Here is a 21,600-nt window from a genome sequence, read left to right as displayed (position 1 = left end):
TTGCATCATCCTCGCTTTCATTATCTGCTATTCAAAAGGGGCAAAAAAGTGTATACTTTCGAAAATGGTTTTCCTCTTTTATGCCCAAAACCGTTGATAAGAGGGGGAGTTCAGTGCTTCTAAAAGAACAATATTTAACGCTGTGTACCCGGTTTTCGGAAGGGAAGGAGAACTGTACGCCGATTGAAGTCACCTTGGAGGAGCTGGCTTCCGCATTGTTTTGCACCGTGCGGAATGCGAAGCTCATTCTGCGCAAGCTGGTTGAGGAGCAATTGATCGGCTGGACCCCCGGCCGGGGAAGGGGAAATTATTCGCGGATCACGTTTTTGGCGGAGCGGGAGGATTTTCTCCTGCATCTGTCCATCATGCTTGCCGAAAACGGCGATTATAAGCAAGCCTTTGAAATGCTCAGTACGTATGGCAGCGGAACGCTGGCTAAGGAAAAATTCCTGGACTGGCTGAACGGCTACTTCGGTTACAAAAAAGAAGCGGGAGTGGAGGGTACGCCTGCCAGCGATACGCTCATTTTCCCCGTGCTTCAGGCTCCGCACACACTGGATCCCGCTGCGGCGGACTTTGCGTTCGACTCGCATCTGCAGCGGCAAATTTTTGACCGCCTATTATCCTTTGATGAGCAGCTTGGCCGGATTGTTCCCGGGGTTGCCCATCACTGGAAATCCAACGCGGACGCCACGGAATGGACTTTTTATTTGCGTAAAGGGATCCGGTTTCATCATGGCCAGGAACTGACCTCAAACGATGTTGTGTTTTCTTTCGAACGTCTGCGCGGAGACACGGAAAATCAATGGCTGCTTCGGGAAGCCGAAACGATCGAAGCGCTTGGACCGCGTGTCGTGCGGATTCGCCTTCGCAAGGCCAACCGAATCTTCGACCGTTTCATGTGTTCAGTCGCAGCATCCATTCTTCCGTCCGGCTTGGCAGGCAGGGGCGAAGAGGGCTTCTGGAATTTGCCGGTCGGCACCGGTCCGTTTCGGGTCGTATCTTATACGAAACACCGCATCAAGCTTGCCGCGCATCCGGATTATTATCAAGGCCGTCCTTATTTGGACGAAGTGGATATTGTCATCATGCCGGAGGATTGCGCCCCGGAATCGATCGGTTATCCGGCGGTACTGCATACTTGGAGCAGTTTCAGGCAGGATGCGCAGAAATCTGCGGCTCATCTCAATGAGAACGAGGAAAAATTAAGGCAAGCTTGTACGATTCTATCCTGGAATTTACGGCGGGAAGGGCCGCAGCAGTCTGAAGCTTTCCGTAGAGCCGTACGCATGATCATTCACCCGAGGGAGCTGATTGCGGAGCTTGGAGGGCCCCGTATCCTTCCCGCGTTTGGGTTTCGGCCCGACGAGAGCCAAAGCCGCGTCATTAATCCGGTCCGGCCCGAACGCGTCAAGGCTGCGCTTAAGGAGGCCGGATATGACGGCGCGGTCATTCGTTTGGCGGTGTATGATAAATATTTGGAAGATGCCAAGTGGATTCAAAAGCGTTTGGCGGTTTGGGGAATCCGGACGGAAATGCAGCACTATACCGCCTGGAAAGATGCTGATTTTTCAATCTCAAGCATCGTGTTTGCCGAAGATGAGGTTTGCGAAATCGAAACATATTTGAACCGGAGCAGCTATTTGCATCGGTATCTGGACGAGGGGCGGCTTAGCTGGATTAAGTCCCGGATCGACGATGCGATAAGCGCGGAGAGCGTAAAAGCAAGGCGTATGGTTTTACGTGAGATCGAGCAGTATCTTCGCGACGAGGCGTCATTGATTTTTCTGCATCACCGCCGGCTGAACGCATTTTTGCATCCGTTTGTCCGCGGAATCAGCTTGAATGCGCTGGGTTGGATCGATTTTAAAGATGTATGGCTGGAAAAACATGATTGACTAAAACCGTCTAAACAGGCGGTTTTTTGTTTAGGAATGCAAATTACGCAATTGCCCCAAACCCAAAACATCCCTGTACGGATTGAATCCGTCAGGGATGTTTTGTTTGCTTTGTTTTTTATGGCCGAACGCGATAAGGCCCATGAAAACTTTTAAAATTTGAAAATTTGAATAGTTTTCTGCAGCTGGAATACGGCTTGTCTCATCGCTTCGGTTTCCTCGACGACAGCTTCAATGGATTTCATCTGTTCATTCATCGAAGCGGACATTTGCTCGGTTCCGGCAGAGGACTGCTCGGTAATGGCCGAAATATTCTGAATCGCGCCGGAAATTTTTTGCGCGCTTTCGAGCATCACATCGCTTTCTCTTGAGAACGCGTTGATCTGCTCGTCTATGTATTGAACGCTCTCCACGATATTCGTGAAAATCTGCTCGGCTTCGCGGATCATTTCATTTTGCAGACGTACGACTTCTTCATTGACCTGGATATTTTCTATAGCCTGATTGATACCTTGCTCAATGCTTTTGACAAGCCCGAATACTTCCTTGGTCGAAGCCGTGGATTCCTCGGCAAGTTTACGCACTTCTTGCGCTACGACGGCAAAACCCAGGCCATGCTCTCCGGCTCTTGCGGCTTCGATGGAAGCGTTGAGAGAAAGCAGGTTAGTTTGCTCCGCCAGTTCGGAGATTGTTTTGGTGATTTTATTGATGCCGTAGGCATTTTTGGAAAGCGCGTCGATGGTTCTGGCGACATTTTCGGTTGCTTCCACGTTTTTGCGCATGCCATCAGCTTGTTTTTCTACCGATTGGCGTCCTTTTTCGACGAAGCTGAGCGTCAGATCCGACTGTTTCTTCATTTCCTTGGTGGAATGGGCATAATTTCCGACCTTCAATTCAATGTCCTGAATGGACTCGGTCATGCCCGCCACGTCTGCCGAGATTTCGCCTGCGCCGATCGCCAGCTCATTCGAAGCCGCCGCAACGGATGTCATCACCATTTTCAGCTCCGAATTTTTATCGGCAATGCCGCGACTGGATTCTATAACCTTGCGCGTTATGCTCGATACGTCATTCAAAATCTTCTTGAGCTTGTCGATCATGCTGTTGAACGAACGGCTGACATCTCCCATCGACCCGGATTCATCCACGCGATTGGTGAAGTCGCCCTTGGCAATGCCTGCCGTCACATTGGCTATGCTATCAAAAGAGGAAGTAAGCGTTCTCTCCACATAGCGTGCAAGAGGATACGTAAGCGAAGCCAGTACGACCACGAAACAGATTCCGATGATGATTTTGCCGATCAGGATGAAGATGACCAGTGCCGGCAGGGCGAAAAGCGCCGCGACCAAATAGCACCCGGCAATGATCCTTTGAGACAACGGAAGATTTTTCAACCACGACATAGGAAAATAGGCCTCCTTAATTTGTACTAATTATACCATATTATAGCACCGACCCGATTCAATGGTCTATAAAACGTTTACAAAATGATGATTCTTTTGACATAATTCGATGTTTTAGAGTAAAAGACAGGAAAAAAGCTGCCGCAACATGCGCCAGCTAGCTCGATATATCAGAAAGTATAAACCTCCGGGGTCCCCGCAAAGTAATCGGAATAGGCTTCAAAGGTTACGCGTCACTCCGTACTTTTGCTTCGCAAAAGCGCCCCTCTGCGAGAGGCGTCGGACTTCTTTCCGATACTCTTTGCGGGGTTATTTTGCCGACTGAAACCATCAAGCGAGCAGATAACGTCGCCGTCCGATCCGGAAAACCATACCGCTCTCATGCATAAAGTCTTCCTGGGCCGTATCCGGGTGCACTCCGGCATTGCCGGCTTCAAACCGGGATAAATAAAGGAAATCCGGATAGATCACTTGGTCGGTCAGATAGGCGGACACCGTGCTTCCCGGCACGCGATGCCTGTTCAGATTGTCGATGATGCCGCGGGCAGACACGATCCCGATGCCATGTCCGTAATACAGATCCTCTTCGATTTTGATCGTATTTTCCCCCTGCCACTCTATCTGCGCAGGATTAACTTCCGGATTTTTAAAATAGAGAACGTCGCCCGGGAAGGCCTGGGATGCGCCTTGTTTTTCGATCAGACGCAGATCGCTGTCATAATGCCAGTCATACAGGAGCAAACCTGCAAACAGCCTGTTGAAATCCTGTTCGTTGATGCACTCGAGCACGCCTTTATAAAGAACGATCACGATCGCCGTAGCGCATTCGAATCCGTACATGGGACCATTAACGAAGATATCCCGTATTCCATCGGCGGGGGTGATATTTTCCCTTAATTCAAAGCCGCCTTGCCTGTTCAAATTCCAAAATTGCGGATTGCAATGGGAATGCTCGAAGTCCTCGAACTGAACGCCGCTTCGCCGAAGCGCTTTGGCAGCCTCCACGATCGCCGTTCTTAACTTCAGCTCAAACTGCAAATGAGTCAAAGAAACATACCGATATTCGGTGGGACTGCTTTTCTTGGAGATAAAAACCTTTTGCCATAAAGCAGGCCACGTTCTCGTCTCCACCACGGCTTCCTGACCGCCGATTAGTATCACTTTCGCCTCACGCTCCTTTTTTGAGCCTAAGCGCGATCAAAAAAATAATAGAGCATTCGATTTGCCGAAAGAAGCGTAATGACGTGCACTGTTCGTGTTTTTTATCGCGCCTAAGTAGATCATATGTATCGAACAATCCAAGAAATGTCACATTCGGTTATTTTTCGCAGGCCAAGAGCGCCAGAGATCCGGTTATGGTTGCCAGAGGCGGGGTTCTAATATAATATTTTGTGAGACGCTACAGATTAAATAGGAACAGACTGGAGTATTCGCTTATGAAGAAATTCAAGAAATTTTATGTCGAGCTGACGAGCCGCTGCAATCTGGCCTGTACCTTTTGTCCACCGACTCACAGGGCGACCCATTATATTACAATTGAACAATTTACCCATACGCTGGATGAAATCAAGCCGTATGCGGAGTACATTTATTTTCATGTCAAAGGGGAACCGCTGCTTCACCCCCATATCGATCAGCTTCTGGATATCGCCCATGAGAAGGGATTTAAAGTAAACATAACGTCCAACGGAACGCTTCTGCATAAAGCGGGACACAAACTGATGAACAAACCTGCGCTGCGGCAGATGAATTTCTCACTGCACAGCTTTGACGGGCATATCAGCTCCAAGAACAAGGATGAATATATCGCCAAGGTATTGAACTTCGTCAAGGAAGCGGTCCAGCAGTCGAATCTGATTGTATCGCTCCGGCTGTGGAATCTCGACATGGATAATGCGACGAACCTGGAGCAGAGCCGCAACCGCGAAATGTTGGCCTATATCGAGAAGGAATTTGGTCTGGATTATAAAATCGAAGAAAAGGTCGAGCCCGGAAAAGGCATTAAAATTGCGGACCGGATATACATCAATATGGACCATGAATTCGAATGGCCCGACTTGAATGCGGAAGAGGACTTTAGTCCGGGTTTCTGCCATGGTATGCGCAGCCAGGCCGGGGTGCTGGCGGATGGTACTGTCATCCCGTGCTGCCTGGACGGGGAAGGCGTCATTAATTTGGGCAATATTCATCGGCAGCCGTTTAAGGAAATCATTGAAAGCGAACGGGCCGTGAATATCGTTGAAGGCTTTTCGCGCCGTGAGGCGGTGGAAGAGCTTTGCCGGAAATGCGGGTACCGGAAACGGTTCAACTATAAGGCGAACGGATTTGCCGAGGAATCCTCTTCCGAGCCGAGGACAAGAACTTGTACCGATTACCGCAATGGACAAGAACTTGATCCGATTACCGATTTGACACATATCTAATTATAATTCGTCAGCTCTTTCATTTACCTAAAGAGGGCAGCATTCCTATTATGAAGAAATACGAGGATTGAGAAATAAAAAGACTCAACAAAAGCCAGTGGCTCCAGTTCTGAGTGTTGTCTCTGCGGATGAGACAACTGCAAAGCTTGAGTGGACACTACCTAGTGGATCCGCTTTGACCGATGGGTATTACTACAGGTTAAAAAATCTCACCAATGGGCAAGTGTTTGATATTCAATATCCAGACAGCACATACATCGACACCACGCTTGCCGGCGGTCAGAGATTCGAGTACCAGGTGCAGGCCGTTAACCATGTTGGGGAGTCAGAATGGAGCAATACCGTACGAGTCACCATTTCTCCGGTTGAGTCAGCGACATCTTACCGGATCGTGGCCCAAAATAATACAACGCAGCAAGAGGTCTTTAATTCAGTTGTCAATGACACCTTCTCACCAGTTACCTCGCTAGGGCCGGGCACGCTTTACGATACACTAGCCATGCGTAAAACCTAATATAAAGCGTCAGGAACTAAAGGGCGCACGAAAAAGTTTAAACTTTATCCAGAATTGGGTCTTCCCAAGCCAAAAAAAATTCTCCTAATGTGAAAGTGTGGCACATGTTATCCATCACACTCACAAAAGGAGAACTCCCAATGGATGGTGTTGCCGGTGAAGAGCTTCTTTGCGCGGTGTTTTCAGTTTTCATGTTAGGTTGTTTGCATGGCTAGTGTTTACGATATTGTTACTTCGGCAATTAATGAGAACGGAGAAGGAAAAACGGTTCACACCGGATTTTTAACTCTACCGGACCAGCCGGGTGTATTTACCCATCTGCAAATTGGGGAGAGAACTATCGATCTAGCATGGAATCGAGTCGAAACAGCGATTGGTTACTTGCTTGATCGAGAGCTTGAAAATATATATTCCGGAGATGATACTCATTACCAGGATGCCGGATTGGAATCTTGGATCGCCTTATAACTACCGCGTAGCTGCAGAAAACGATACGGGAGAAGGGGAATATTCGGAGCTTCATGATATTTGGACGCTGCCGAGTGAGCCTGACTCTTTTGACGTAGCAGAAGTAACCACCACCGAAATAACAGCCCATTGGTCGTCGGTACCCGGAGAGGAAGGATATGTCTTCCTCGTTAATGGAGAAGAAACGGAACAACTTCCAACAGGTTCTACGGAATATACAATAACCAGCTTAACCGCAGGCACCACCTATAAGCTTGGGATAAAGGCTGTGAACCGCAGTGGATCCGGAGCAGTGAAAATCTTGTCTGTAACAACACTTCCAGAAGCGCCAGTGGTGGTGGAAGACCCCCGTGGAGGTTCGAGTCCTCTCGACCGCATCACTTTATCAATGATAGGTTTCTGATCTGCTTTTTCTGGCAGAACAGGAACCTTTTTGTTATGTAATATCCTTAAGTAAACGGCAAAGCTGTCGAAAGGCAGTGCACGCAAAGCCCGCAGATCTTCTCACTGCTTAAGTGATGACCGCCGGTTTACTAACCTGCCAAGCACGGCCTATGGGGTCGTGTTTTTATTATTTGTTTGTATAGAAAACTGAGGAGAGCACGATGATATTCGAAGCAGATTTGCAGTGTGTACGAGGGCAAAGTCTGTATCGTGATGAATCCTTCGGAGTTCAAGAAGCTGAGAAAGGGGGATATTCTCGTTTCCACTTATAGCGCGCTGATCTGGACACCTTTATTTAAGATTGCCGGTGCCCTGTTACGAAAATTGGGAGCGCAACCTCCCATGCGGCGATTGTAGCAAGAGAATATAGTATTCCAGCTGTCGTCGCCATTGAGAATGTCACAAATACATTGAAAGTGGAGAGCGGATTAAAGTAGATGGTACGAATGGCATTATTACATGGTAAACATAAGTATGTTACCACAGTTACGCGGAGCGAAGGGCACGAAAAGGAGAAATAAATGAATTGCCGCAGCAGTATGTGTCGAAACTGTCTGCAATTTTAACGAACAGTGTACTTGACGAACGGTGTTCGTGATGGTATAACTGAGATGTTCCTATTGTAGTTCATTAAATGGTTCTTCTAAATTAAACAGAAAGAAGCGTGAAACATGCAGTCAACAAATAATTCAGGGAGTACGCAAGCCGCATTTTCATTGAAACAAATATTGCCGGTGTTGCTTGCTGTGGCTTCTGGGATGTTTCTTGTCATCTTGGATAGCACAATTATGAATGTCGCAGTTCCGAAATTGGTAAGCGCCTTTCATACGAATCTTAGCACCATTCAATGGGTAATTACTGCCTACACGTTGTCATTGTCGGCCGTCATTCCGCTCGCAGGTTGGTTCTCGGACCGTTTCTCACCGAAACGGATGTTTATGACGAGCATCGTGCTGTTCGTTGTCGCTTCTGTGTTATGTGCGCTGGCTCAGACGCCTGAGCAACTGATCCTATTCCGAATCATCCAAGGACTCGGAGGTGGCATGGTTGCTCCAATCGGGATTGCAACAACCTTCTCCATTTCTCCTCCTGACAAGCGAGGTTCAGTAATGGGTATTCTCGGCATTCCGATGCTGCTCGCTCCGATTCTTGGTCCCATTCTGTCGGGCTGGCTCATTGAGTATATGAATTGGCATTGGATATTTCTCATCAATGTGCCTGTTGGTCTAATCGCGCTCTTGATGGCTTGGAGGTATCTGCCTACAGCGAAGCCGCGGCATAACAGTAAGCTAGATGTAGTGGGCGCACTCTTGGCTCCGGTTTCCTTTGCATCGCTTGTGTTCGCAGTTCATCAAGGAGGTGAGAAGGGATGGTCTGATATATGGACGCTTGTTTCGCTTGTATGCGGAATTCTCCTGCTGGCTATATTTATCTGGCATGAACTGCGGCAAAAATATCCGCTTCTGGAGCTTAGGGTGTTCCGCTCTCCTGCATTCGTTCATGGGATTATCGTTGCTTGGCTCAATCAGATCGCATTGTTCGGTAGCATTCTATTATTCCCGCTGTTTTTGCAGCAGGCAAAGGGACTTTCGCCGCTTGAGGCGGGGCTGTATGTCATCCCGCAGGCAATCCTGTCGACGATCGGGATCAACGTCGGTGGTAAGTTGTTTGACCGTTTCGGAGTTCGCCCGGTTGCCTTGATTGGTATTCTGTCCTTATCCGGATCGTTACTTGCCTTGACACAAATTACTGCCCATACCAGTCCGTTGTACATCATGTGCAGCTTTGCCTTCGCAGGGCTTGGCCAGGGCTTAACGTTGATGCAGATCAATACCCATGTGCTCAAGTCGGCTCCGAAGGAATTAGTCAGCCGCGTGACACCGATAACGACTTCTGCCCAGCAAATTATGTCATCTTTCGGTGTAACGATTACGATGGCTTTTCTTTCTGGACAGATTAGAAAACTTCCAGTCGATCATACACTCGATCAGTTAGGGCATGCTTTTGGTTCTACGTTCTGGATTACGTTTGGATTTGCAGTGGCTGCACTTGTGCTCAGTTTATTTTTCGCAAAACGTACCGATACTACAACTGCGCGATCCCAGTCACCTCAATCGAAGTAGCTTTCACTAACGTAAAAGCCCATCTACTGCCTTAAACGAACGGTGTTCCTTAAGAACGTTGTTCGTATAAAATCCCATAATTAAGCTAAGGAGAGATTAAAATGACAACTACTACGAAAAATCAAAAGCATATCGCCATTATCGGAGGCGGCCCAGGTGGACTCACACTTGCACTTATTCTTCAACAACATGGCATTCCAACGGTTATTTATGAACGTGAGATGGCAGACAAGAGCCACGAGCGCGGGGGTTCTCTTGACATACATGAGGACTCCGGGCAGCAAGCGCTAAAGGAAGCAGGACTTTATGAGGCTTTTCAAAAAGTGGCACGATACGAAGGCGAGGACTTTCGGTTATTCGATAAGACTGGAAAATGCTTCATTGATGAAGTGGCCGATGAGGATGCTCCAGGAGGCCGGCCAGAGATCGATCGTGGCGTGCTTTGCGAATTACTTTTAAGCAAGTTAGACTCAGCGATCATCCGGTACGGATATAAACTGAACAAGGCCGTTTCACTCGCCAATGGCATGACCGAGCTTCATTTCGAGAACGGCTTCGTAGATACCGCGCATCTCGTAGTTGGAGCGGACGGCGCCTTCTCCCGTGTTCGTCCACTGCTTTCGGATACGGATGTCAGTTATTCGGGACTAACCATGTTCGAGCTAAATGTAGTGGACGCTGCTAATCGTCATCCTGATTTAGCAGCATTTAACCGTCGTGGTAAAGTGTTTGCATTGGACGATCACAAAGGCATTTTGGGGCAGTTGAATGGCGACGGGCGCATTAAAGTGTATGCGAGTCTGAAGGTTGATCGGGAATGGCTCGATACAATCGGTATTGGGTCTGAAAATCCGCAGGATGCGAAAGCAAAACTGCTAGAGCTCTTCCAAGATTGGGATGAATCGCTAAAGAATTATATCCGCTATGCGGCAGAAGTTGTTCTTCCAAGACGGATCTACATGTTACCGATCGGGTTTAAGTGGAACAGAAATCCCGGCGTTACTCTTATCGGTGACGCGGCTCATGTCATGTCACCTTTCGCCGGCGAAGGAGTCAATTTGGCGATGCAGGACGCAATGGAACTAGCTCTTGCGATTATTCGGCATGATGATCAAGCTAAGGCAATTGAGGAATACGAGGAGAAAATGTACGAATACGCTTCGGAAAAAGCTCGAGAGTCCAATGATAATCTCACCCTGTGCTTTTCAGATGATGCAGCGCCGAATCTTACTGAATTGATGAATTCATACCACGAGCAGTATAACGAAGCTTAATCTTGCCTTGACAAGTGAAATAATGAAATCATCTGACAACGAATTACAAAATTCTTGATCGTATTTAATTTTAATAAATACACACATGGAGGCTAAATTTAATATGACAAAAGTGATTATTGAACCAATCACTTTAAACATCGATGTGCCGGCTTTTCCAGGGGGGAAATGGCCGCTTAATCCTACCCTGATTACAAGTGAAAATGCTGTAATACTTGTAGACACAGGTATGCCAGATAGCGCAAAAATGATCGCTGCGGAATTAGAAAAATGTGATTTATCCATCGGCCAATTAACAGCGATCATTTTGACACACCAAGATATCGATCATGTTGGAAGTCTGGCCAAACTGCTTGAAGTTAATCCAAACATTGAAGTATTTGCACATGAGTTAGAGCGTCCATATATTGAAGGTGATCGACCTCTTGTTAAAGGATTACCTTCACCATTAGATGCCCAATTTAGTGAGGGTTACGTAGCTCCGACAACACCGTTTATAGAACGCACATTAGAAGGTGGCGAAGAACTAAATATTGCTGACGGCCTCATTACTATTCATACGCCAGGTCATACAGAGGGTCACATAAGCTTATACCATCCTGATTCAAAAACATTAATTGCTGGCGATGCACTGGTCATTCGCGGATCTAAATTTCAAGGTCCAAACCCGATGCAGACGCCTGATTTAGACAAAGCGTATCAATCAATAGCGAAGTTCGCTGCTTATGATATTAAACGTGTGATCTGCTACCACGGCGGGTTGTACGAATCTGAAACATTGAATGAAGAAATCGCACAAATTGCTGCAACTGGCCCGGTGAAATAACGAGTAACACTAGTACTGACATAAATTTACCACCAACAAAGACATTATATCATTTGTAGACAGGTTCAATTGACCAATACTAGACCAACTTTTATCTTACAGAGATCTGACAGCCCTTGAATTTAATCAGAGAGAAGTGGGTAAAATTTATATGCCGCTAAAAACAATGTAGGCATAAGTAAATCTAACAGAGGATTTACTATTTGCTTCCGGCATGATATAAGGAAAGTATGATGAAACCAAATCGAGAAATTATCAGTCGTCGGGCTCGTCCGGCCAAAGAACCGCTAAGTCATGAGATAATTGTGAAGACTGCCTATGAACTGCTGAAAGAGGAAGGCACCTCTGGCATGAGCATGAGGAGGGTAGCCAAAGCGCTGGATACCGGGCCATCGTCGCTCTATGTATACGTGAAAAATTTACAGGAGCTGAGCTCTTATGTGCTGGATTATGGTCTTGGCCAGCTCATCCTGCCGGAACTTACGGATGGTGATTGGAAGGAACAGCTGTTCCGGGCGCTGGATGCGTATGTAATGCTACTGATGGAGCAGCCCGGCCTTGCCGAGCTATCGCTTCAGGCGATTCCGATTGGAACCCATGCATTCCGGTTGAACGAATACTTGCTTGCGGTCTTGCAGAAAGGCGGGATCACGTCCACCTCCGCGGCATGGGGTATGGATCTGTTATTGCTTTACGTTTCCTCCGTCGCCTTCGAGCAGGCGGCTAGATCCAAGCACGGAGAAGAACATATGGCGGCCATCCAGCATTCCTACCAGGCTACGGATCCAGTTCACTTCCCTCTCATTCACAGTATGAAGGAGGAGTTGTTCTCAGGGGACATCGTTTCGAAGGAACGGTTCTATTGGGGAATTGAAGTGATCTTGAACGGCATTGTGCATGCAAATGGTTTAAATAGGAACTCTATAAGCAGCCGTAAGTAAAGGTCAACCACATACCAAGTAAAAAGCAGCCATTCACCGAGATGGTTGCTTTTTGCCATAAATCTCGATGACACCCGCAGCGCGCATTCCTTCCGAAATTGCGATATAAGTCAAATTTTAATGCTAGTCCGTTCAATCTGGGATTCTAATACATCATATAGAGCAAGTTTATAGTTTATTTTATCCAAGTTAAAATATAATTCTCTTATGCTTTTCTCAATTTCTTTTTTATGATGAAGCATCATCATTTTTCGTTCCGCAATCGTCGAGTCCCCTTCTTTATACAAGTATACATACTTCTGAATTTGAGCAATCGGCATTCCTGTTGCTCGAAGCGCAGTAACAAAGTGTATCCAGCTTAAATCTTCTTCGTCATATAACCGCTTCCCATTTTCATTTCTCTTCACATGTGGAAGCAGCCCCTCCTTTTCGTAATATCGAAGTGTGGGAGCCGCTATTCCTGTCATTTCAGTAACTTCTTTTATAGTCAACATAACTAAATCTTCACCGCCATCTGTTAAAGTGTACTTTAAATGAATACTTGGCAACATAAATTGATTCTTCCAAATTTAAGCTATGAAAAATAGAGAAATATAATGAAATCAGTGAATTTATCTGTTTAATTAGGCACTTATTATTATAATCAAAATAACCTTGACTTCAAGTGAACTTTATCTTTTATGATATCAATGTAAATTATAATGATCTCTGAGAGGATGAAGTTACAATGAACAATATCTCAATCGTCACTGGCGGAAGCCGCGGACTTGGTCGCAATACAGCCATCAGTATTGCGCGTCATGGCGGCGATGTCATCTTGACCTATCGCAGCAAAGCAGAAGAAGCAAAATCTGTCGTAGCGGAGATCGAAGCGCTGGGGCGTAAAGCGGTCGCTCTACAACTCGATGTTGAAAACATTTCCAGCTTTGCGGCCTTTGCTGAGACGGTCCGTTCGACCCTGCAGTCTACTTGGGGGAGCGAGACCTTCAATCATCTGGTGAACAATGCCGGCCACGGAGAAATGGCCGATTATGTCGAAACTACTGAAGCTCAGTTCGACAGCCTGTTCAATGTGCATGTCAAAGGCGTATTTTTCTTGACACAGGCCCTTCTGCCACTTCTTGCAGATGGTGGTCGTATTGTGAACTTCTCAACGGGTCTCACTCGCGTCTCTTTTCCCGGATTCTCCGCCTATTCTGCCGCAAAGGGGGCGGTCGAGATTCTAACCATCTATATGGCCAAAGAACTCGGTCACCGTGGTATCACCGCTAATACCATTGCACCCGGAGCAATCGAAACCGATTTTCTTGGAGGTTCTGTACGCGACGTACCTGCTTACAATGACACGTTTGCCGCGATGACTGTTCTTGGTCGAGTCGGCCTACCCGACGACATTGGTCCCGCTGTCGCCAGCTTACTCGGTTCCGACAATCGCTGGGTTAATGGGCAGAGAATCGAGGTCTCGGGTGGTCAGAACATCTGATCGCTAGTAATGGCCGCAAAAGTACCTTCCTTCTAGTTGTCAGAGGCCACTGCGTGGAGATGCGGCGGCCTCATAATATGTCTAAGGAAAGGAAAATACAATGCCAATGATTATAGTTCACGCACCTGAAGCTGTGTTCGATGTGAAGGCACGGCGATCAATTGTCGGAGAACTTACAGATTTTGCGCTTGAATGCGAAACCTTGCCAAAGTCACCCTTCGTCAAAAGTACGGTTTGGACCTATTTTAATCTTTACGATCAGGATACCGTCTTTATGGGAGAAGCAGAAGCGACAACGAATGTTGTCAGCGTGCAGATCTTCGTCATTGAGGGCGGTTTAGACAGCGACGCCAAAATGAGGCTGATCGAAGGAGCTACCACAATTTTCGGACGGCTGCTCTGCACCTCTGATCTCATCCCAGTCTATATCATCATTCACGAAGTTCCCGAGGAAAATTGGGGGATCTTTGGCCGGAAGGCGGATTTAGCAGCTTTCCGAGCATCACCAATTGACGCAGCTGCTCTGTAATTATCCGAGCGGCAATAACAACTTCAATTGCGACCCCGCGAACAATGCACTAGGCCGATGAGCCTTGCTGCATTCATCCGGTTATGCCCGGCGAGCACGCGGCCGTTCTCATACGTTTTGATCATATCGTGAGTATATTCCGAAAATTGACAAATGGAAAAGTCGTGATAAAATGTTTTTAACATATTGGGAAAAGTAATGAAGAGAAGAAAGTAGAAGAGCACTTATGTCCAGAGAGCAGAGGGAATGCTGCAACCTTTGCCTTAACCTCTTGTACGTAGTCGTCTCAGAACTGTTAGCCGAAACCGAATGAAGAGCGTTTCGGCAGTAATCTCAAACAGGTGCACCCGTTATCGTGCTGAAAGTAAGAAAACTTTACTTTGTGAGGCCGGAATCGCGAGATTTCTGGCAAATCAGGGTGGTACCGCGAAAATGAACCCCTTTCGTCCCTTTGTCATGGCAGTATGCCGTCAACTTGGACGAAAGGGTTTTTTGTTGATACCTTTTTACCCGAAGAAGGAGATGAGTTTTATTCTACATTTAGGAAATTCGAAGCAGTTATCTCCCGCGCTTCTCCTCTTAATGTCGGTGTCATGCGGGCTTGCGATTGCAAATTTGTACTACAATCAGCCCTTGCTAGCTGATATGGGGCGAACATTCGGTGTGGATGATCAGCATTCTGGGATCATTTCCATGCTTACTCAGGTTGGTTTTGCCATAGGTATGTTTTTATTTATCCCCCTGGGGGATATCTATGAAAAAAGGAAGTTGATCACGGTGCTTTTGCTCGCGGCCTTTTTGGCGTTGATTTTCCTGGCGACGGCGCAAACACTGATTTGGCTTTATGCAGCAAGCCTTGCAGTGGGTATCACTACCGTAACACCTCAAATCATAATACCGCTCGCGGCTGAGATTGCTGCTCCCAATGAACGAGGCAAAGCGATCGGGAGTGTGATGAGCGGTCTCTTGACTGGGATTTTGCTCGCACGAACAGTCGCACGTCCGGACTCCCGCGCCGCCGATTAAAGCCAGCTTCATACGAGTGCCTCCTTCTCTGTTTTCAATTATTAGTTTAGTGATGGAAGCGCTTTTAGTCTAACGATCCTTTGATTTAAAGTTTAGATATTTTTACTTTCCTTCCTTTGAATTTATGAGGTCGAGTGATCCGGCTGCTGTACATGAATAGAACGAACCCCCTAAAGGCGGTGGAGCCTTGAGGAGGCTTGTATGCATCAGGAAAAAAAGCATCTGTTCGTCGCGAATAAAATATGTTGACTAATAGGTCAGCAAAAGTTATATTTTTACTAACCGATCGGTCAGTAATAGAAACGGAGATGAAGAGATATTGCCTGTGCAGCTTTATGAAAGAGACAAGGTACTGGAAGACTGCTTGTCCGTATTTGCCCGTCACGGGTATACAAACACATCGACCGGGATGCTGGCGGAAGCAGCGGGTATTTCCAAGGCTTTGATCTTTCACCACTTCAGCAGCAAAAAAAAACTGTATTTCAGCTTGTTGGAACACTGTTTTGACAAGATTCAAGCGGGGCTTCGGCTGGAAGCCGTGCTGGAGCATGACGATTTTTTTGCAGCCTTGGATCAATTTAGCCGCTTTAAGTTCGACTATTTCCGAAAGTTTCCCGATGCCTATCACTTGGTATACGAAGCATTTTATTCGGCACCGGATGAGTTGAAGGAGGAGATTGAAGAAAAGTATGGTCAAGTGATCGCTTCTAAGAATCAGGTTTGGGAGAAATTATTCGCTAAGGTTCCTCTCCGGAGAGGCGTGGACCGCAAGCAGGCATTCGAACTGATTATGGTTATGCTTGAACATTTCGAGAAAAAATTTCTATCCGATGTTATCGATATCGACGACGTGGATGAGGAGTATGTACGCGACTTTTTCGATCAGATGAATACGTTTTGCAGCATGTTACGGCATGGAATTGAGTAATTGCCTATACTACTTTCAATGAGAATGAAAGGGGCGGTACAATGGAGGAGATCAGAGGTTCAGATTTTGCTTCACCGGAAACCATGCGCGATTTCATTTCGTTCTACAAGCGACTCTCTGGACAGCAAGAGCCTATATATCCCATTGATGATTTTTTCGGCATGGGGAAGGCTTGGGTCGCATTTCGGCATGACGATGTCGTTCAGATCCTGAAAGATCCCCGTTTCCTTAAAAATATGCGCAGTCTCGCGCCACAGCAAAATGAACAGAAATCTTTCGAATCGAACGATTCCGTAAGCCAAATCATTGAATGGCTGAACAATATGCCCAACATGCTTACGGTCGATCCTCCCGATCATACCCGCTTGCGGAGATTGGCTTCCAAAGCCTTTACCCCGCGTATGGTTGAGGAACTGCGTCCCCGTATTCAGCAAATTGCCGATGAGCTGTTGGATGCTGTGATGGAAAAGGGAGAAATGGACCTCATTGCGGATTTTGCCTATCCACTGCCCATTATTGTCATTTCGGAAATGCTCGGGATTCCAACCGCTGACCGGAACCTTTTTCGTGAATGGACGCACACGCTCGGGAATGCGGCTTTGATGCCTGGTCGGGAAGCAGAAGTTGCCGCAACATTTGAAGAGTTTACCCGCTATATCAAATCCATGCTGGCTGATAAGCGGAAGCATCCGGGCAACGATGTAACGAGCAAATTGGTAGAAGCCTATGATGAGGGGGACAAGTTAAACGAGAATGAACTTCTTTCAACCATTTGGCTGCTCATAACCGCCGGTCATGAAACCACGGTGAACCTGATTGGTAATGGCGTGCTTGCACTGCTGAATCATCCCGATCAATTGCGCTTGCTCCAGAGTGATCCATCCATCATTCCAACCGCTGTCGAGGAGCTGCTGCGTTATGTGGGACCGGTTATCATTACAAGCCGGGTTGCGGGTGAGGATATCACCATGCACGGCCAAGAGATTCGCAAGGGTGATATGATTGTCATTTCTTTGGGCGGTGCCAATCTGGACCCGAATAAATTTGCCAATCCCGAGGCTTTGGATATTACGCGGGAAGAGAACGAGCACCTTGCGTTTGGTAAAGGGATCCACCTTTGCTTGGGAGCCCCGCTGGCACGCCTGGAAGCACAGATCGCATTCGCGACGCTGCTGGGACGACTGCCTGATTTGCATCTGGCTATCGAGCCGGAACAGCTGAATTATCACTTAACTACGCTGCGTTCTCTCGTAAGCCTGCCTGTAAAATTCTAGGCTGGGACAGTCTGACACTTCCTACGGAAACAAAACGATTAAGTGATGAGCAGTCGGAGCTGCGAAGATCCAATCCAATATATATGAACCCCTCTATCCCCCTTCAGGGGGATTTTTAATTATTAAAACCGATGAGATCTTTCATCATCCTTAACTCAATGGAAGCGCCTGATTCAACATGGAGATATGCATATTGGCTGCGTCTGGGATCTTCCCGATAATTCTCAAAAGACTGCGATGACGGAAACCAGATGATATGAACCTCGTTGAGACGATCAGGGCTTTGGAGCCTTCTTTCTAATTTCGCACCGTGCTCATGAAGCAAAGGGAGTACATGACTTTCATATTCATTAAATTTTTCCGGGAGCTTGTGGCTTCCGATGGGAAGAACTGCTGAAAGTGAGCAGGCTTTGTCAGATCGACGTCCACACGCCGATTTGGCTATGGAGCCGGAGCAAATTTGCCGCAGCCCCCGACTCTAGGTCTCTTTTCTATTGGCAAGTGTACGTCTTAATACATCAAGCATCCTATTGCACCAGATGATACTTGCTTCTTCGATGGCTATCCCCATTTCAATAACGGAAATTGTAGAGAACAAGGGATCGCTGACGTCAGGGTCCTTTTCTTGGAAAGATGATATTTTCTCCTTATAATCCTCCAGCGTGCGTTCATGTTGTTCTTTATTCTTCTCTAAAAGCCCAATCAGTGCATCAGGTCTTACCAACCAAGCACTGTACTGCTTCAACAGAAAAGTATCATGATCACCAATCTCCGGAAGCTCCAGCACCCAAGCTTTTAAAGCATCAATGCCGCTAGTCGTGATTCTGTATATCTTTCGAGGCGGACGATAAGAATCTTGTTCAATGGCTTGCAATTCTATGAAACCAGCATCCTCTAGTTTAGACAAAGAAGGGTAAAGCTGATTGTTGTTAATTTTGTAGAAATGGGCAATTCGGTTGTTGATTTGTTGCTTCATTTCATAACCGCTCAAGGGTTCGCGTGCCAACAATCCTAATAATGTGTATTGGATATTATTCATGAAGTTCTCCTCTCTCAAATTCACGTACATACTGTCATTCAGATCCTTAGGTTAACTATAACATAAAATGATATTGACATAAAGAAATTGTAAGGTTAAAAATAACATAATATTGGAGAGTGGATACTGTGAAACTTATTTTCAATGATCAGACGTTTTCGTTCGAATTGCTTCGTACAATGGGCTATGCTGCTTTTGGAGGAGCGGACGTGGGGGAATGCCTGTCTACTGCCTACCAGTCTCGGAAAAATCCTGCCGCGTTCATTTCATCATTCAAGTTGGCAACGTTCCGAAGGTAGCCGAATTTTTTATGCGTCAATCGATGAAAAAAGAGCTGCCGCAAACCGCCGCCGGCTTGAGAGCAGTCCTGAAGGGCTGACAAAAAGCCGCATTTACGGAAGTGTTTTGCATGGTTTACGGGCGACCCGCCGGAACAGGCTTGCAGATTGCTATTTTAGCAGTTTGCGAGCCTTTTTTCGCTGACCCGATAAACCGTGTATGATTCGATGGCCGGCGCTCGGAAGCGGCTAGCGGATATCACACGCCATATATCGGCAACTTGAACAACAGTAGTTTTATTAGCCGCCGGCATTCGGTCTAGCCATTTCGCATCCCAAGCACGAGTTGACAAGGAAAAAAACAAAACTTAAAATAAAATTGTTTCATGCGAATAAATATTTCGATGAAATAACTGAGAACTCTGTAATTTTCGCTATTAATATTTATTCTTGAGAAACTAAAATGAAAGTTTAAGGAGGTTATAAATGGCCTGAAAAACTGAATTAACCGTTTCATTCAAGGCTAAAATCCTTTCGTTTTGCTCATATTGTTTCCAATGAAACTAATTTTGGATATAATGAGAAAAAAATGAGTCGAGGAGCTTGCCGAATCATGAATACGAACCAGATGGTCAAAATCGCGATCCATGACAATTTCATTCGATTCCTTGAGCAAAAGGAACAATATGAGAACCGGGAAACCGTCGTTATTCTTGAAGAACTTCGGAAAATAATCGAAGTGGAATCCACCCTAAACATGACGGATCTGCACACCATTGCATGCATTGGGGAGCAGGAGCCGATTAATGTCACTTCGATCGCCGAAAAGATGAACCTAAGCAAAGGGAACACCTCAAAAATTACCAATAAGTTATTGAACGCAGGCTGGGTACGCAAGACACAGCTCAACGACAACAAAAAAGAAGTGTATTTCCGGCTAACGACGGCCGGGAAAAAACTTTTTGCTCTTCATGATGAACTTCATCACAAGGAACAGCAGAGGATGTACGAGTTTTTGAATAAATACAGCGAATCCGAACTTGATTTTATAAAGCGGCTGTTTGGAGATCTGTCGGACTTCTATCGTTAAGGACAGCGGTGAAGGCGCCGATGGATCCATCCATGGCCTGACGAGGCCATCTTTTGTCGCTTTCATCTCCCGAGTTCGGGTTCGGGGAAAGAGGTCATTTTTATGGATTATGATGTGATACTGATCGGCGGAGGACCCGTTGGCATGATGCTGGCAGGAGAGTTGGCTTTAGCCGGCGTCAAAGTCTGCATTCTGGAACGATTAAAAAGCACCACGCCGTTTTCGCGCGCGCTTACCGTTCATCCGCGAACGCTTGAAATCATGGACATGCGCGGCTTGAAATCGAAACTGTTGGATAGAGGGCGCCGTTTGCCTATGGGACATTTTGCCTCGTTGGATACGCCCTTGGACTTTTCGGTTTTGGATTCTTCCTCTAATTACACCCTTTTTTTGCCGCAAAGCGAAACGGAAGAAGTGCTGGAACAATGGGCTCTGAACTTGGGCGTAGAAATACGGAGGGAAACGGAAGCTTTATCCGTGCATCAGGATGAGGAAGGCGTTGCAGTGCGCATGTCGGGCCCTCAGGGGGAGGGTACGCTCAGATCCGCGTACGTCGTCGGCACGGACGGGGCCAAAAGTTTGGTCCGAAAACAAGCGGGCATTCCGTTCGAGGGCCACGACGCGACGTTCATGGCTATTTTGGCGGATGCCGACCTTCCCGGCCTGCCTCCGATGAGCGTTGTCTCCCGCATGGCGGAAAAGGGAATCGTATCGATCTTGCCGATCGATTCGACGACTTATCGAATACTAATTCTGGATCCGGAAAGGTCGTCTGTATCCAAACACGGGCCGGTTACGATGGAAGAATTACGATCGTCGCTTATTCGGACAGCGGGAAGCGATTTTGGGCTGGCTGAAGCGAAGTGGATGTCGCGTTTCGGGAATGCCACGCGGCAAGCGAGCCGCTATCGGGAAAATCGACTGTTTCTCGCGGGAGATGCGGCGCATATTCATTTTCCCGCGGGAGGGCAGGGAATGAATATCGGCCTTCAAGAAGCGGTGAACCTGGGATGGAAACTCGCCGGAGCGATTCAAGGCTGGGCGCCGGAGTGGCTACTCGACAGCTATCACGCCGAGCGTTTTCCTTGGAGCACGGCGATGCTGGGCAATACGGAAGCGCAGTTTACGCTGATTGACACAAGTCCCGGCGTCATGGAACTCCGGAGCATCATGTCCAAACTTCTTCTTCATCCGGAGGTGAACCATCAGATGGCGGAACAAATTTCCGCTTTAAATGTCCACTACCCGTCCGATGACCGGGCGCCGCACCATGTTTTAAACGGAAAGCGTTCGGCAGAATTGATTCTGCGGCTGAAAAACGGGGATTTGGCCAGCTCTTATCAACTGCTCCGGTCAGGCAAGTTTCTTTTGCTGCATCTGTCTTCGGATGTGAACAACAGCGAGGAGTGGAATCGTTATGGACATCTTCAGGTGATCGAAGCTTCGTTGGCGGCGAAAGCGGCCCATTGGGACGATGTTCACACCGCTTTGATTCGTCCGGATGGCCATATCGCCTGGGCGGTGCCTGTGTCGGACCCGGATCCGGCAGGCACGATAAGAGACGGCGTTGTTCGTTGGGCAGGGGAATTGAGAAGCTTGACGGGCGATTCGTACGAACAAAAGCCGGGGGTAAAATAAA

Annotated in this window: 21 protein-coding genes and 1 riboswitch; of the genes, 17 read left to right on the top strand and 4 right to left on the bottom strand. The window is 47.2% G+C overall.

Going from position 1 to position 21,600, the window contains the following annotated elements; translation table 11 throughout:
- The first annotated feature begins 113 nt into the window (after positions 1-113).
- Positions 114-1,898 (top strand): SgrR family transcriptional regulator, encoded by a 1,785-nt coding sequence (locus tag L6442_RS20165; RefSeq protein WP_212976824.1) that lies wholly within the window; start codon positions 114-116, stop codon positions 1,896-1,898.
- 152 nt (positions 1,899-2,050) lie between these two features.
- Here L6442_RS20165 and L6442_RS20160 read toward each other — a convergent pair whose 3' ends face one another.
- Positions 2,051-3,301: a methyl-accepting chemotaxis protein gene (locus tag L6442_RS20160; RefSeq protein WP_194231180.1), complete on the bottom strand. Its 1,251-nt coding sequence runs from the start codon at positions 3,299-3,301 to the stop codon at positions 2,051-2,053.
- Between the two features lie 330 nt (positions 3,302-3,631).
- Positions 3,632-4,462, bottom strand: a complete 831-nt coding sequence (locus L6442_RS20155) for a protein-glutamine gamma-glutamyltransferase (RefSeq protein ID WP_237100010.1) — start codon at positions 4,460-4,462, stop codon at positions 3,632-3,634.
- A 275-nt stretch (positions 4,463-4,737) separates the two neighbouring features.
- On the opposite strand from L6442_RS20155, the gene L6442_RS20150 reads away from it, so the two are divergent.
- The 9 genes from L6442_RS20150 (at position 4,738) to L6442_RS20115 (ending at position 12,314) form a co-directional block, all read left to right on the top strand.
- Complete coding sequence (locus L6442_RS20150; protein ID WP_212976823.1) at positions 4,738-5,724, top strand: radical SAM/SPASM domain-containing protein; 987 nt, start codon at positions 4,738-4,740, stop codon at positions 5,722-5,724.
- Between the two features lie 67 nt (positions 5,725-5,791).
- Positions 5,792-6,238, top strand: coding sequence for a fibronectin type III domain-containing protein (locus tag L6442_RS20145; RefSeq protein WP_212976822.1), 447 nt, complete (start codon positions 5,792-5,794; stop codon positions 6,236-6,238).
- A gap of 207 nt (positions 6,239-6,445) precedes the next feature.
- Positions 6,446-6,706, top strand: coding sequence for a hypothetical protein (locus tag L6442_RS20140; protein WP_212976821.1), 261 nt, complete (start codon positions 6,446-6,448; stop codon positions 6,704-6,706).
- On the top strand, positions 6,675-7,109 hold the full coding sequence (locus L6442_RS20135) for a fibronectin type III domain-containing protein (RefSeq protein WP_212976820.1): 435 nt from the start codon (positions 6,675-6,677) through the stop codon (positions 7,107-7,109). The genes L6442_RS20140 and L6442_RS20135 overlap by 32 nt, the downstream gene beginning before the upstream one ends.
- Before the next feature lie 46 nt (positions 7,110-7,155).
- Positions 7,156-7,243: riboswitch (cyclic di-GMP riboswitch) on the top strand.
- 230 nt (positions 7,244-7,473) lie between these two features.
- A complete protein-coding gene (locus L6442_RS33160; RefSeq protein WP_212976884.1) occupies positions 7,474-7,587 on the top strand; it encodes a PEP-utilizing enzyme in 114 nt (37 codons plus the stop codon).
- Between the two features lie 234 nt (positions 7,588-7,821).
- Positions 7,822-9,273, top strand: coding sequence for an MDR family MFS transporter (locus tag L6442_RS20130; protein WP_212976819.1), 1,452 nt, complete (start codon positions 7,822-7,824; stop codon positions 9,271-9,273).
- Positions 9,274-9,374: 101 nt separating this feature from the next.
- Positions 9,375-10,547, top strand: coding sequence for an FAD-dependent oxidoreductase (locus L6442_RS20125; protein ID WP_212976818.1), 1,173 nt, complete (start codon positions 9,375-9,377; stop codon positions 10,545-10,547).
- 103 nt (positions 10,548-10,650) lie between these two features.
- Positions 10,651-11,373, top strand: coding sequence for an MBL fold metallo-hydrolase (locus L6442_RS20120; protein WP_212976817.1), 723 nt, complete (start codon positions 10,651-10,653; stop codon positions 11,371-11,373).
- A gap of 230 nt (positions 11,374-11,603) precedes the next feature.
- Positions 11,604-12,314 (top strand): TetR/AcrR family transcriptional regulator, encoded by a 711-nt coding sequence (locus L6442_RS20115; RefSeq protein ID WP_212976816.1) that lies wholly within the window; start codon positions 11,604-11,606, stop codon positions 12,312-12,314.
- 110 nt (positions 12,315-12,424) lie between these two features.
- Here L6442_RS20115 and L6442_RS20110 read toward each other — a convergent pair whose 3' ends face one another.
- Positions 12,425-12,808 (bottom strand): MerR family transcriptional regulator, encoded by a 384-nt coding sequence (locus L6442_RS20110; RefSeq protein WP_212976883.1) that lies wholly within the window; start codon positions 12,806-12,808, stop codon positions 12,425-12,427.
- A gap of 233 nt (positions 12,809-13,041) precedes the next feature.
- Between L6442_RS20110 and L6442_RS20105 the strand changes: the two genes are divergently transcribed.
- The 5 genes from L6442_RS20105 to L6442_RS20085 all read left to right on the top strand — a co-directional run bounded on the left by L6442_RS20105 (position 13,042) and on the right by L6442_RS20085 (position 17,554).
- On the top strand, positions 13,042-13,797 hold the full coding sequence (locus tag L6442_RS20105; RefSeq protein ID WP_212976815.1) for an SDR family NAD(P)-dependent oxidoreductase: 756 nt from the start codon (positions 13,042-13,044) through the stop codon (positions 13,795-13,797).
- A gap of 100 nt (positions 13,798-13,897) precedes the next feature.
- Entirely contained in the window at positions 13,898-14,326 is a 429-nt protein-coding gene (locus L6442_RS20100) for a tautomerase family protein (RefSeq protein WP_237100008.1), read from the top strand.
- Between the two features lie 432 nt (positions 14,327-14,758).
- Positions 14,759-15,352: an MFS transporter gene (locus L6442_RS20095; protein ID WP_237100007.1), complete on the top strand. Its 594-nt coding sequence runs from the start codon at positions 14,759-14,761 to the stop codon at positions 15,350-15,352.
- Between the two features lie 325 nt (positions 15,353-15,677).
- Positions 15,678-16,280 carry a TetR/AcrR family transcriptional regulator gene (locus L6442_RS20090; protein WP_237100006.1) on the top strand — a complete coding sequence of 201 codons (603 nt, stop codon included), beginning with the start codon at positions 15,678-15,680 and terminating at the stop codon, positions 16,278-16,280.
- A gap of 41 nt (positions 16,281-16,321) precedes the next feature.
- Complete coding sequence (locus tag L6442_RS20085; RefSeq protein WP_212976813.1) at positions 16,322-17,554, top strand: cytochrome P450 family protein; 1,233 nt, start codon at positions 16,322-16,324, stop codon at positions 17,552-17,554.
- Between the two features lie 478 nt (positions 17,555-18,032).
- Here L6442_RS20085 and L6442_RS20080 read toward each other — a convergent pair whose 3' ends face one another.
- Positions 18,033-18,593 carry a PadR family transcriptional regulator gene (locus L6442_RS20080; RefSeq protein WP_212976812.1) on the bottom strand — a complete coding sequence of 187 codons (561 nt, stop codon included), beginning with the start codon at positions 18,591-18,593 and terminating at the stop codon, positions 18,033-18,035.
- 891 nt (positions 18,594-19,484) lie between these two features.
- On the opposite strand from L6442_RS20080, the gene L6442_RS20075 reads away from it, so the two are divergent.
- Both L6442_RS20075 and L6442_RS20070 read left to right on the top strand, forming a co-directional pair.
- A complete protein-coding gene (locus L6442_RS20075) occupies positions 19,485-19,961 on the top strand; it encodes a MarR family transcriptional regulator (RefSeq protein WP_212976811.1) in 477 nt (158 codons plus the stop codon).
- A 102-nt stretch (positions 19,962-20,063) separates the two neighbouring features.
- Positions 20,064-21,599 (top strand): monooxygenase, encoded by a 1,536-nt coding sequence (locus tag L6442_RS20070; protein ID WP_212976810.1) that lies wholly within the window; start codon positions 20,064-20,066, stop codon positions 21,597-21,599.
- Position 21,600: the final 1 nt, after the last annotated feature.

The sequence above is a fragment of the Paenibacillus azoreducens genome, assembly GCF_021654775.1.
Taxonomy (GTDB): domain Bacteria; phylum Bacillota; class Bacilli; order Paenibacillales; family Paenibacillaceae; genus Paenibacillus_AQ; species Paenibacillus_AQ azoreducens.
This window is presented reverse-complemented; position numbering and strand designations above follow the sequence as displayed.

Bases quoted from the DNA above. Each gene is read 5' to 3' on its own strand.
- L6442_RS20150 (WP_212976823.1), top strand. From the start codon at position 4,738: ATGAAGAAATTCAAGAAATTTTATGTCGAGCTGACGAGCCGCTGCAAT.
- L6442_RS20115 (WP_212976816.1), top strand. From the start codon at position 11,604: ATGATGAAACCAAATCGAGAAATTATCAGTCGTCGGGCTCGTCCGGCC.
- L6442_RS20110 (WP_212976883.1), bottom strand. From the start codon at position 12,808: ATGTTGACTATAAAAGAAGTTACTGAAATGACAGGAATAGCGGCTCCC.
- L6442_RS20160 (WP_194231180.1), bottom strand. From the start codon at position 3,301: ATGTCGTGGTTGAAAAATCTTCCGTTGTCTCAAAGGATCATTGCCGGG.
- L6442_RS20125 (WP_212976818.1), top strand. From the start codon at position 9,375: ATGACAACTACTACGAAAAATCAAAAGCATATCGCCATTATCGGAGGC.
- L6442_RS20075 (WP_212976811.1), top strand. From the start codon at position 19,485: ATGAATACGAACCAGATGGTCAAAATCGCGATCCATGACAATTTCATT.
- L6442_RS20070 (WP_212976810.1), top strand. From the start codon at position 20,064: ATGGATTATGATGTGATACTGATCGGCGGAGGACCCGTTGGCATGATG.
- L6442_RS20100 (WP_237100008.1), top strand. From the start codon at position 13,898: ATGCCAATGATTATAGTTCACGCACCTGAAGCTGTGTTCGATGTGAAG.
- L6442_RS20085 (WP_212976813.1), top strand. From the start codon at position 16,322: ATGGAGGAGATCAGAGGTTCAGATTTTGCTTCACCGGAAACCATGCGC.
- L6442_RS20140 (WP_212976821.1), top strand. From the start codon at position 6,446: ATGGCTAGTGTTTACGATATTGTTACTTCGGCAATTAATGAGAACGGA.
- L6442_RS20095 (WP_237100007.1), top strand. From the start codon at position 14,759: ATGAACCCCTTTCGTCCCTTTGTCATGGCAGTATGCCGTCAACTTGGA.
- L6442_RS20135 (WP_212976820.1), top strand. From the start codon at position 6,675: ATGCCGGATTGGAATCTTGGATCGCCTTATAACTACCGCGTAGCTGCA.
- L6442_RS20120 (WP_212976817.1), top strand. From the start codon at position 10,651: ATGACAAAAGTGATTATTGAACCAATCACTTTAAACATCGATGTGCCG.
- L6442_RS20105 (WP_212976815.1), top strand. From the start codon at position 13,042: ATGAACAATATCTCAATCGTCACTGGCGGAAGCCGCGGACTTGGTCGC.
- L6442_RS20130 (WP_212976819.1), top strand. From the start codon at position 7,822: ATGCAGTCAACAAATAATTCAGGGAGTACGCAAGCCGCATTTTCATTG.
- L6442_RS20080 (WP_212976812.1), bottom strand. From the start codon at position 18,593: ATGAATAATATCCAATACACATTATTAGGATTGTTGGCACGCGAACCC.